Raw genomic sequence first — 10824 nt, forward strand, 5'->3', positions numbered from 1 at the left:
CACGGTGAACCGCGAGTGCGGCTCGGCCCACGCCAACCGGACCTCGCGCACCAGCTAGTAGTCGCGGCGGGTACCGCTCGCCCCGCGCTGTAGCCAGGTCTTGGTCCGGGCGGGACAGCTCGTGGCGATCCACGCCACCCCGACATCCCGGCAGAAGTCGATGTCTTCGAAACGGTCGACGGTCCAGCAGTACAGCGCCCTGCCCTGAGCGGCCGCGCGGTCCACCAGTTGCGGATGCTCCCGCAGCGTGGCGATCGACGGACCGATCGCGGTGGCTCCGACGGTAGTGGCGGCACTGCCGCGCAGATACCGAGAGGCCGACCCGAGCAGCACCGTGGGCAGCAGCGGCGCGGCGCGGCGGATCCGCCAGACCGCGGCCGCCGAAAACGACATCACCACCGCACGTGACCGTGCCGCCGAAGCCGGCGCCGCGATCCCGAACCGCTGCAGTAGCGCCAACACTTTGCGCTCCACCAGCGCGCCGTAGCGGACCGGGTGCTTGGTTTCGATGAAGATCTTCACCGGACGGTTCCAGTCCAAGACCAGTGCCACCAGCGCGTCGAGTGTCAGCAGGCCGGTATCGCCGGGGTCGGTGAGATCACCGTGGTCACCGCCGGCGTGCCGGCTGCTGTGCCAGGCGCCGTAGTCCAGCTCGCGCAACTGCGCCAGGGTCATCTCGCTGACCAGGCCGGCTCCGGTTGAGGTGCGGTCCACCCGGCGGTCGTGTAGACAGACCAGATGACCGTCACTGGTCAGCCGCACGTCGCACTCGACCCCGTCTGCACCCTCCTTGAGGGCAAGGTCATAGGCCGCCAGCGTGTGTTCCGGCCGCCTGATCGACGCGCCACGGTGGGCGACCACGAAAGGGTGCCCGACCAGGACTTCGTCGGCCGATACCATGGCTCTACGCTGCCGGTTCCCGCCCGTCCGATACGAGCACGGCAGCCGACGGCGGGTTTTCGGCGGGTTGTTCCGGTGCGTCCCGCCGATCGTCGGCCACCACCACCCACCGGTGCGCGGGCCGCTGCGCCGCATAGCGCTCGAACCCCTCGAAGACCCTCACCGCGGCTGCGACCGCGGCCGCACCCAGCAGGTAGGCGATCATCATCGCCACCGTGTTGTTGGCGATGCCCTGGGCGTCGTGTGCCCGACTCGTGGCGGTGGCAAGGATCGACATCGCAGTGCTGAGAGCCCACAGCAGCCACCACACCACAATCGGCTTGCGCAACCGCGGTAACCGGCCCTCCCACGCGGCGACTTCGAGCACATACACCGGCGCCCAGGCCAGGTTGACCAGCGGCACCAGGCAGCCGGCCCACAGCGCCCAGCCCGGCCGCCAATCGGGCGGGTGCAGTTGGGCGAAGGACCTGAAGGCCATGGCCCGGCGCGCGATCAGCCAACGGGTCAGCAGCACAGCGCAGCCGGTCACTGCCGCGACGGCCGCCACGCTGGCCAGCCCGGCCAACCATACCGCGGCCCCCGCCACCACCGGGTGCAGCACAATGGTGCGGTTGACGATCAGCAGCGCATAGACCACCGCCTGCGCAAGTGCGGCGACACCCAGCACCACCATGGTCACGACCAGCATCTTCCGCGCCGCCCGAGCGTTACGGACCGACGGCCCGCGACGCTCCGGCGACTTCGGCGGTGCCGCCGACGGGTCCACCCGGTCCATCAGGCTCCACCGAGGTATCCGCGCGTAGCGGGGAGTGGGACCCAACGGGCGACGCCACCGGCGCGGCGGTGGAGGCGGGCCGGGCCGCACCGCGATCCAGCGGTAACCGGGTGTCAGCCCAGGCGCGGTGCGCCGCGAGGTGGCCACCGCCGTAAGCTGGGTGTTCCCGCGCAGGCTCTGCTGTAGCTCGGCTTCCTGCGCATCCGTCAGCGGCGCCCACAGTGCGCCGTTACACCGCGGGCACCACGCCCGCCGCCGGTCACGCACATTCCATCGGGTGCCGCACCGGGAGCACACCTGGATCACCGCACCAGCGTAGCGATCGGTCGGCCTGGATGTGGCTCTTGGGCATACGCCAGCTATACCGGTGGTATCCACAGTTTCCACAGGCTTATCCACAACAGGGCCGCAAGCCGCACCGCGCTGACCCGCCCTCTGCGTGCCAACCGGGCCACAGTTGTGGACAACATTTCACTGGCGCACCGCCGCCATTAACATCCCCGCCGGGTATCCAGCGAAATGCCTTGCCACGCTAACTATCTGCTACCGGAGTCGGTCGCGGCGGTTCCCCAGGGCCCACACCGGCCCGCAATTTCCACAGCGGCACCCGGCGCGCTATGATCGCGACCGCAACCTGTTGTGACATATCTCACGGGAGCTGATGGCGAGTGCAGGTCAGGACAGTTCGATGACGACACACCCGATCGGATCGCAGTCCGCGGCGTCGCCGTCGCAATGGTATGCGGGGTATCCAGGGTCTCCGGGTTATCCGGGGTATCCGGTGTATCCGGGGTATCCGGGTTCGCCGACCTGTAATCGTGCCTATCTGCTGGCCGGCGTGCGCGCCGGGTTGATCGCACTGGTGTTGCTGACGGTCCTGGTCGGGATCGTTGTGCTCTGAGGCGAATTCCGCCGGGCGCCGGGCGTTCTTGCGGTGAACGCCGTCATAGAGCAATGTTGACGGCGGGTCGATAACGATCGAAGGAAGGAACCCCGTGGCTGAATACACTTTGCCGGATTTGGACTGGGACTACGGCGCGCTGGAACCGCACATCTCGGGTCAGATCAACGAGTTGCATCACGCCAAACACCACGCCGCCTACGTCAAGGGCGCCAACGATGCGCTCGCCAAGCTCGAGGAGTTGCGCGCCAAGGAAGACTTCTCGGCGGTTCTGCTCTACGAGAAGAACCTCGCGTTCAACCTCGCCGCCCACGTCAACCACAGCCTGTGGTGGAAGAACCTCTCCCCCGACGGCGGTGACAAGCCGACCGGGGAACTCGCAGCCGGCATCGATGACGCATTCGGATCGTTCGACAAGTTTCGTGCGCAGTTCCACGCTGCCGCCACCACCGTGCAGGGTTCCGGCTGGGTGGCGCTCGGCTGGGACACCCTCGGCCAGAAGCTGCTGATCTTCCAGGTCTACGACCACCAGACCAACTTCCCGCTCGGCATCGTCCCGCTGCTGGTGCTCGACATGTGGGAGCACGCGTTCTACCTGCAGTACAAGAACGTCAAAGCCGACTTCGCCAAGGCGTTCTGGAACGTGGTCAACTGGGCGGACGTACAGTCGCGGTACGCCGCTGCCACGTCGAAGACCGCGGGGCTGATCTTCGGCTGAGCCTGCTTTCCCTCGGATGGGGATCCGGTCAGCACGCTGCCGGACCCGGCTGTCACACTCGGTAGCAAATGCGACCCGCCGCCGATCGCGCCTGGGTGCACGTTGCCTCGCCGGCCGTGGCAGTGCTCGCGTGGCACCGCTGCCGCGCCCTGACCCGCAGCGCCGACAGTGACAGCGACGGGATTTCGGTTGATAGACCGTGTTTGACAGGACATGCGTCACTCTGGTCGAGCTGCCGACCGGGTTCGCGGGCCACCAGGGTCGATCCCTGCCAAGTTCGCTCTTGGTTGTGCACCTGACTATCGCTACGATGATCAGCAAACGAGAGCACGCCCGCCTTGTGGAGGTTACATCGATGAGCACGACGTTCGCCGCTCGGCTGAACCGCCTCTTCGACACGGTGTACCCGCCCGGGCGCGGTCCGCACACGTCTGCCGAGGTGATCGCTGCACTCAAGGCCGAAGGCATCACGATGTCGGCTCCGTATCTGTCCCAGCTGCGCTCCGGCAACCGGACGAACCCGTCGGCGGCGACCATGGCGGCGTTGGCCAACTTCTTCCGGATCAAGCCCACTTTTTTCACCGATGACGATTACTACGAGAAGCTCGACGCCGAGTTGTCGTGGCTGGCCGGTGTCCGCGACGAGGGCGTACGCCGCATCGCTACGCGAGCCGCCGGACTCTCACCCGATGCCCAGGAGGACATCCTGGCCCGGATAGCCGAGTTGCGTAGCAAAGAGCACCTGAGCGCCTGAATCGTCGAGCTCCGAGATACCGGGAGGCAGCGGGGATGGGCCTGTTCAGCAAGCAGAAGAGCCGTGCGACCCGCCGTGCCGAGGCACGCGCGATGAAGGCTCGCGCCAAACTGGAAGCCCGGCTGGCCGCCAGGGCCGAGGCGCGTCGTTTCAAGGCCACCCAGCGCGCCGAAGCCAAAGCGCTCAGAGCGCAGCTGAAGTCTCAGCAGGACAGCGACCGTAGCGCGCTGAAGGCCGCGAAGGTGCAGCTCAAGGCTGCCCGGGAGGGAAGGCTGCTGTCACCGGCCCGGATCCGCCGGGCGCTGACGGTCTCCCGGCTGTTGGCGCCGATCGCGGTCCCGGTGGCCTACCGGGTTGCCATGGCCGCCCGCGGGCTGATCGACGAGCGCCGCGCCGACCGGCTCGGGGTGCCGCTGGCCCGGATCGGCCAGTTCTCCGGGCCCGGCGCCCAGCTGTCGGCGCGTATCGCCGGGGCGGAGAAGACGCTGCACATGGTGCGTGACGGAAAACCCAAGGATGCCGAGACCCAGCGGTTCGTGGCCGCCCTCACCGAACGGCTGACCGAGCTGTCCACCGCCGTCACCGCCGCGCAGAATATGCCGTCCGCACGTCGACGCACGGCGCACGCCGCGGTCTGCGAGCAACTCGACGGCATCGACGCCGACCTGATGGCGCGGCTGGGGCTGGCATGACCGGGCGAGTCGCCGCAAGTGCCCTGGCCCGGAGTGTGGCGGTGGCGTCGACGGGTCTGCTGCTGGCGGCGATGCTGTTCGCGGCAACCGGGATCGCCGCTGCGCACGCCGTGCTGGTGTCGACCGACCCGGTCGCGGAAGCCGAGTTGACCGCCGGCCCGGGCCGGGTCAGCGCTACCTTCAACGAGCGGCTGCAGACCACGTTCGCGGCCATGACTGTGGTCGGCCCGGACGGCAACCTCTGGTCCACCGGAGCGGCGCAGGTGCAAGGGGCGGTGGTCAGCGTGGCGATGCGCCCCCTCGGACCTGCCGGCGCCTACACGGCGAATTACCGGGTGACCTCGTCGGACGGACACGTGGTGTCGGGATCGTGGCGCTTCCGCCTCACGGTCGCCGGCGCCGGCGAGCCCGGACCCCCGGTGGCGGCCGGCGAGAAGCCCGGCGGCGGCATGCCGATCTGGCCGTTCGTGGTCGGCGCGGCCGTCATCGTCGGTGCCGGGCTGTGGGTGGCGCGACCGAAGTCGTGATGGCCGGCAGCCCATGCCGGCCATGGCAGGTACTGTTCGAGTGCACGACGAGAGACCGCAAAGGATCACCCGCATGCCAGACCCGCAGGATCAACCCGAGCACGAACCCGCACAGTCAGAGGCCGCCGAACCACCCGAGACACCCGCGGCTCCTACACCAGCTCAACCCCCCGCACCGGCCAAAAAAGCACCTGCCAAGGCCGTGAAGAAAACCGCGAAGAAACCAGCCGGCAAAAAGCAGCCCGCCAAGAAAGCACCCGCTAAAAAGGCAGTCGACGCGGTGCCCCAGGCGGCCGATGCCGGTGCCAGAGCGGCGGCGGCAGCAGCGAAGTCAACGGTCGACGCGGCTCGCAGTCCGGTCACCGCACCGACCCTGACACCGGCGCCGTCGTCTCGCCGGCCGCCCGCCGCCCTGCTGACCGCGGCTGCACTCGGCCTGGTGGCGATGCTGTTGGTCCGGCGGCTTCGGCGGCGCAGCGCGCGAGGCGGTTGAGCTGCGTGACCGCGGCGTTCCGGCCCACCGCCGACCTCGTCGACGACATCGGGCCCGACGTTCGCAGTTGCGACACCCAGTTCCACCAGTTCGGCGGCCGCACCGAATTCGCCGGCCGGATCGCCACCGTGCGCTGTTTCGAAGACAATGCACTGTGCAAATCGGTGCTATCCGAGCCCGGCGCCGGCCGGGTGCTGGTGGTCGACGGCGACGGTTCGCTGCACACCGCCCTGATCGGTGACGTTATTGCCGAGTTGGCCCGCAGCAACGGCTGGGCGGGGCTCATCGTCTACGGCGCCGTGCGCGACGCCACGACCCTGCGCACTCTCGACGTCGGCATCAAGGCACTGGGCACCAACCCGCGCAAGAGCGGCAAGACCGGAGCCGGTCAGGTCGACGTCACCGTCGAGTTCGGCGGGATCACATTCGTCCCGGGTGAGACCGCCTACAGCGACGACGACGGCATCGTCGTGGTCGCGTGATCCTCACCACCGCGAGCATGCGCAAAATCGCACGCGCGGTGCCCGCGCAGTGCGATTTTGTGCATGCTCGCTGGGCTCAAAGAATTTGGGCCAGTCTGGTTGGTGGTGTCACGCAGCGCCCCGGGCAGGATGTAGCTGCCGACCGCCGAGACGAAGAAGAACACCACCACCACCACCACCGCCGCGGTCGGGTTCACCCATGCCGGCCAGCCGCTGAACGCCACGAACGCCGTGAGCAGCAGGGTGGCGAACGAGTAGCGCAGCGCGGCCCGGTGCGCGATATCGGCGTCGATATGTGCGCGGTGATCGATTCCCAGGCCTGTGCACACGCCCGGCGATTCTAGGTCTAGGAGATACTCTCGCCGGGGTGCGATTCGCGTTCAACATCACAGCAGACCTCCTGGACGCAACTCTGGCGGCCTGGCGGGACACAGCTAACAAACCGGTAACGGCCAGCAAACGTCGAAGCGCCGAATGACTGGTGTTTGGCCGCTGCGCTCAAGCCATCAGGCGCAGTAGCTCGTCGCTGGTGATCAACCGTTCGTGCGTGGCCGGGAACCCGAGGTTCCTCACCGGACGTCGAAACAGCAGCCAGCTCATTCGTGCTATCCGGTATCGGAATATCGGGTTGGCATACACGTCGAAACTCCTGCTGTCGATCTGGTCGAACCGAGTCCCAGTTCGCTCACTGCCCACCCGGCCCACTCCTGGTTATTAGACACTCAATCACTAGCAAACAAAAGACGACGCGCCGAGAAACGGGTGCCAGCTCTCTGCCGCGCCGCAGGACCCATTATCGGCCAACCTTTAATGTATCGCGGCGGTCGTCGGTTTGATCGGAGCCGGCAGCGCGGTCTCGCCCATCAGATACCGATCCACGCCTGCCGCCGCGGCGCGGCCTTCGGCGATCGCCCAGACGATCAGCGACTGGCCGCGGCCCATGTCACCGGCGACGTAGACGCCGGGCACCGACGTCGCGAATTCCGCGTCGCGCTCGACGGTACCCCGGCCGTTGAACTCCACCCCGAGGTCGGTCAGCAGGCCGGCCCGTTCGGGTCCGGCGAACCCCAACGCCAGGAGCACCAGGTCGGCTTCCATCTCGAAGTCGGTGCCCTCGACCTTCTCGAATTTTCCGTGCCGGCGGCGCACTTGGTGGGCACGCAGCCCGGTGACGTGACCGTCACGGCCGGTGAACTCCTCGGTGTTGACCGCGAACACCCGGTCGCAACCCTCTTCGTGGGCAGCCGACGTGCGCATGATCAGCGGCCACATCGGCCACGGGGTCGACGCGTCGCGGGTGTCCGGCGGGCGGGGCATGATCTCGAACTGATGCACGCACGTCCCGCCCTGCCGGTGCACGGTGCCCAGGCAGTCGGCGCCGGTGTCGCCGCCGCCGATGATGATGACCTTCTTGCCGTGCGCGGTGATCGGCGGCTGGCCGTCGGGTCCCAGCACGTCGTCTCCGGCTTGGACGCGGTTCGCCCAGGGCAGGTATTCCATCGCCTGGTGGATTCCCTCGAGCTCACGGCCCGGGATCGGAAGGTCGCGCCAGGCGGTGGCACCACCGGCCAGCACCACCGCGTCGAAGTCTGAACGCAGGTGCTGCGCTGTGATGTCAACGCCGGCGTTGACGCCGGCACGGAAAACCGTGCCCTCGGCCTTCATCTGCACCAGCCGCCGGTCGATGAAGCGCTTTTCCATCTTGAACTCGGGAATGCCGTAGCGCAGCAGCCCGCCGATACGGTCGTCGCGCTCGAACACCGTGACCGCGTGGCCGGCCCGGGTCAGCTGCTGGGCGGCGGCCAGCCCGGCCGGCCCGGAGCCCACCACCGCCACCGACTTGCCGGTCAGAGTCTCCGGCCGAAGCGGTTGCACCCAACCTTCTTTGAAGGCCCGCTCCACGATCTCGTACTCGATCTGCTTGATGGTCACCGCAGGCTGGTTGATGCCCAGCACACAGGCCGGCTCGCACGGCGCCGGGCAGAGTCGGCCGGTGAAATCCGGGAAGTTGTTGGTGGCGTGCAGTCGGTCGAACGCCTCGCGCCAGCGGCCGGTGCGCACCAGGTCGTTCCACTCCGGGATCAGATTGCCCAGCGGGCAACCGGTGTGGCAGAACGGAACACCGCAGTCCATGCAGCGGGCCGCCTGCTGGCGCAGCGGTTCCTCGGTGAACTCCTGGTAGACCTCCTTCCAGTCGTGCACCCGCTGGGCCACCGGCCGCCGCTGCGGCAGGATGCGCTCGGTGTATTTGAGGAAACCCCGCGGATCAGCCACCTGCGAACTCCATGACTGCCACACTCGGGTCGGTGCCGGTGGCTTCTGCGTCGGCGATGATCTGCAGCATCCGCTTGTAGCCGCGTGGCATCACCTTGGCGAACTGGCGCTGCTGAGCCGGCCAGTCGGCCAGGATGCGCCGGGCCGGCGCGGAGTCGGTCGCGTCGGCGTGGGCTAGCAGGATGTCGTGCAGCCAGACCAGGTCGTTCTCGTCGAACTCGTCGAGGTCCGCCAGCTCGGTGTTGAGGTTGGCCGGCAGCTCCCCGTGCGGGTCATAGACGTAAGCCACTCCCCCCGACATACCCGCCGCGAAGTTGCGGCCGGTGCGGCCCAGCACCACGACCTTGCCGCCGGTCATGTACTCGCAGCCATGGTCGCCGACCCCCTCGACCACCGCGTGGGCGCCGGAGTTGCGCACCGCGAACCGCTCGCCGACCACCCCGCGCAGGAAGGCCTCCCCGCTGGTGGCACCGTAGAGAATCACATTGCCCCCGATGATGTTGTCCTCGGCGACGTAGCCGTCCGGCGCATCGGTGGACGGCCGCACCACGATCCGGCCGCCGGACAGTCCCTTGCCGACGTAGTCGTTGGCGTCGCCGTAGACCCGCAGCGTGATGCCGGCCGGCAGGAAAGCGCCGAAACTGTTTCCCGCCGACCCGGTAAAGGTGATGTCGATGGTGCCGTCCGGCAGTCCTTTGCCGCCATAGGCTTTGGTCACCTCGTGGCCGAGCATGGTGCCGACGGTCCGGTTGACGTTGGAGATGGTGGTGGAGAACCGAACCGGTCTCCCGGTATCCAGCGCTTCCCGGCACATCGCGATCAGTTGCTGGTCCAGTGCCTTGTCCAGCCCGTGGTCCTGGCTGGAGGTGCAGTACAGGTCCTGGTTCATAAACGCCGATTCCGGCTCATGCAGCACCGCCGACAGGTCCAGCTTGTGGGCCTTCCAGTGCGCCCGCGCGAGCGTGGTGTCCAGCGCGTTCACCTGCCCGACGGCCTCGTTGACGGTGCGGAAGCCCAGCTGCGCCAGGTATTCCCGGACCTCTTCGGCGATGAACAGGAAGAAGTTCTCCACGAACTCGGGTCTTCCGGTGAACCGCTCGCGCAGCACCGGGTTCTGGGTGGCCACCCCCACCGGACAGGTGTCCAGGTGGCAGACCCGCATCATGATGCAGCCCGAGACCACCAGCGGCGCGGTGGCGAAGCCGAACTCCTCGGCGCCCAGCAGTGCGGCGACCATCACGTCGCGCCCGGTCTTGAGCTGGCCATCGGTCTGCACCACGATCCGGTCACGTAATCCGTTGAGCAGCAACGTCTGCTGTGTTTCGGCCAGCCCCAGCTCCCATGGCGCGCCGGCGTGCTTCAGCGAGGTCAACGGGGCCGCGCCGGTGCCGCCGTCGTGGCCGGAGATCAGCACCACGTCGGCGTGCGCCTTCGATACTCCAGCAGCAACCGTCCCCACCCCGTTCTCGGCGACCAGTTTGACGTGGATCCGAGCCGATGGGTTGGCATTCTTCAGGTCGTGGATCAGCTGAGCCAGGTCCTCGATGGAGTAGATGTCGTGGTGCGGCGGCGGTGAGATCAGGCCTACCCCCGGGGTGGCGTGCCGCACCTCGGCGATCCACGGATACACCTTGTTGCCTGGAAGCTGGCCGCCCTCACCGGGTTTGGCACCCTGGGCCATTTTGATCTGAATGTCGGAACAGTTGGTCAGGTAGTGCGAGGTGACGCCGAAGCGCGCGGAGGCGACCTGCTTGATGGCACTGCGGCGCCAGTCACCGTTTGCGTCGGGATCGAATCGGTCGGCGTGCTCACCGCCCTCGCCGCAGTTCGACCGGCCGCCCAGCCGGTTCATCGCGATGGCCAGTGTCTCGTGGGACTCGGCGGAGATCGAGCCGTAGCTCATCGCGCCGGTCGAGAAGCGCTTGACGATCTCGCCGGCCGGTTCCACCTCCTCCAGCGGGACCGGCGGGCGCACACCGGCGCGGAACTTCAGCAGCCCGCGCAGCGTGGCCAGCCGCTCACTCTGGTCGTCGATCAGCCGGGTGTACTCCTTGAAGATCGCGTACTGGCCGGTGCGCGTGGAGTGCTGCAGCTTGAAGACGGTCTCGGGGTTGAACAGGTGATACTCGCCCTCGCGGCGCCACTGGTACTCGCCACCCACCTCGAGGTCGCGGTGTGCTCGCTCGCCCGGGCGATCCAGGTAGGCCAGCGCATGCCGCGCGGCGATGTCGGCGGCGATGTCGTCCAGGGTGATGCCGCCGATCGCGCAGGTCAATCCGGTGAAGTATTCGTCGAGGACATCCTGGGA

11 protein-coding genes and 1 pseudogene are annotated in these 10824 nt (G+C 67.9%); 7 read left to right on the forward strand and 5 right to left on the reverse strand.

Features of this window, described 5'->3' with window-relative positions:
• Window positions 1-54: 54 nt before the first annotated feature.
• Both AC2VON_RS14945 and AC2VON_RS14950 read right to left on the reverse strand, forming a co-directional pair.
• On the reverse strand, window positions 55-900 hold the full coding sequence (locus AC2VON_RS14945; protein ID WP_486953652.1) for a glycerophosphodiester phosphodiesterase: 846 nt from the start codon (window positions 898-900) through the stop codon (window positions 55-57).
• A gap of 4 nt (window positions 901-904) precedes the next feature.
• Entirely contained in the window at window positions 905-1981 is a 1077-nt protein-coding gene (locus AC2VON_RS14950) for a DUF4328 domain-containing protein (RefSeq protein WP_486953653.1), read from the reverse strand.
• A 382-nt stretch (window positions 1982-2363) separates the two neighbouring features.
• Between AC2VON_RS14950 and AC2VON_RS14955 the strand changes: the two genes are divergently transcribed.
• From AC2VON_RS14955 to rraA, 7 genes are all read left to right on the forward strand, one after another.
• Complete coding sequence (locus AC2VON_RS14955; protein WP_486953654.1) at window positions 2364-2576, forward strand: hypothetical protein; 213 nt, start codon at window positions 2364-2366, stop codon at window positions 2574-2576.
• A 94-nt stretch (window positions 2577-2670) separates the two neighbouring features.
• Window positions 2671-3294: a superoxide dismutase gene (locus AC2VON_RS14960; RefSeq protein ID WP_486953655.1), complete on the forward strand. Its 624-nt coding sequence runs from the start codon at window positions 2671-2673 to the stop codon at window positions 3292-3294.
• A gap of 355 nt (window positions 3295-3649) precedes the next feature.
• The gene (locus AC2VON_RS14965) at window positions 3650-4048 is read left to right on the forward strand and encodes a helix-turn-helix domain-containing protein (protein ID WP_486953656.1); all 399 of its coding nucleotides are present in this window, start codon (window positions 3650-3652) and stop codon (window positions 4046-4048) included.
• A 35-nt stretch (window positions 4049-4083) separates the two neighbouring features.
• On the forward strand, window positions 4084-4740 hold the full coding sequence (locus AC2VON_RS14970; protein ID WP_486953657.1) for a DUF6474 family protein: 657 nt from the start codon (window positions 4084-4086) through the stop codon (window positions 4738-4740).
• A complete protein-coding gene (locus tag AC2VON_RS14975; protein WP_486953658.1) occupies window positions 4737-5267 on the forward strand; it encodes a copper resistance CopC family protein in 531 nt (176 codons plus the stop codon). Before AC2VON_RS14970 ends, AC2VON_RS14975 begins: the two co-directional genes overlap by 4 nt.
• Window positions 5268-5340: 73 nt before the next feature.
• Window positions 5341-5760 (forward strand): Rv3852 family protein, encoded by a 420-nt coding sequence (locus AC2VON_RS14980; RefSeq protein ID WP_486953659.1) that lies wholly within the window; start codon window positions 5341-5343, stop codon window positions 5758-5760.
• Window positions 5761-5765: 5 nt separating this feature from the next.
• Window positions 5766-6242, forward strand: coding sequence for a ribonuclease E activity regulator RraA (gene rraA, locus AC2VON_RS14985; RefSeq protein ID WP_486953660.1), 477 nt, complete (start codon window positions 5766-5768; stop codon window positions 6240-6242).
• Here rraA and AC2VON_RS14990 read toward each other — a convergent pair.
• The 3 genes and pseudogenes from AC2VON_RS14990 to AC2VON_RS15000 form a co-directional block, all read right to left on the reverse strand.
• Window positions 6206-6556, reverse strand: a pseudogene (locus tag AC2VON_RS14990) (hypothetical protein); the annotation flags it as partial. The gene rraA and the pseudogene AC2VON_RS14990 overlap by 37 nt on opposite strands.
• Before the next feature lie 493 nt (window positions 6557-7049).
• Window positions 7050-8516, reverse strand: coding sequence for a glutamate synthase subunit beta (locus AC2VON_RS14995; protein WP_486953661.1), 1467 nt, complete (start codon window positions 8514-8516; stop codon window positions 7050-7052).
• On the reverse strand, window positions 8509-10824 hold a 2316-nt coding region (locus AC2VON_RS15000), incomplete at its 5' end, for a glutamate synthase-related protein (protein WP_486953662.1). The genes AC2VON_RS14995 and AC2VON_RS15000, both read right to left, overlap by 8 nt.

Source organism: Mycobacterium sp. TH-M82 (assembly GCF_057473605.1).

Coding starts and splice junctions, on each gene's coding strand:
- AC2VON_RS14945 (WP_486953652.1), bottom strand. CDS start 900: ATGGTATCGGCCGACGAAGTCCTGGTCGGGCACCCTTTCGTGGTCGCC.
- AC2VON_RS14955 (WP_486953654.1), top strand. CDS start 2,364: ATGACGACACACCCGATCGGATCGCAGTCCGCGGCGTCGCCGTCGCAA.
- AC2VON_RS14965 (WP_486953656.1), top strand. CDS start 3,650: ATGAGCACGACGTTCGCCGCTCGGCTGAACCGCCTCTTCGACACGGTG.
- AC2VON_RS14970 (WP_486953657.1), top strand. CDS start 4,084: ATGGGCCTGTTCAGCAAGCAGAAGAGCCGTGCGACCCGCCGTGCCGAG.
- AC2VON_RS14975 (WP_486953658.1), top strand. CDS start 4,737: ATGACCGGGCGAGTCGCCGCAAGTGCCCTGGCCCGGAGTGTGGCGGTG.
- AC2VON_RS14980 (WP_486953659.1), top strand. CDS start 5,341: ATGCCAGACCCGCAGGATCAACCCGAGCACGAACCCGCACAGTCAGAG.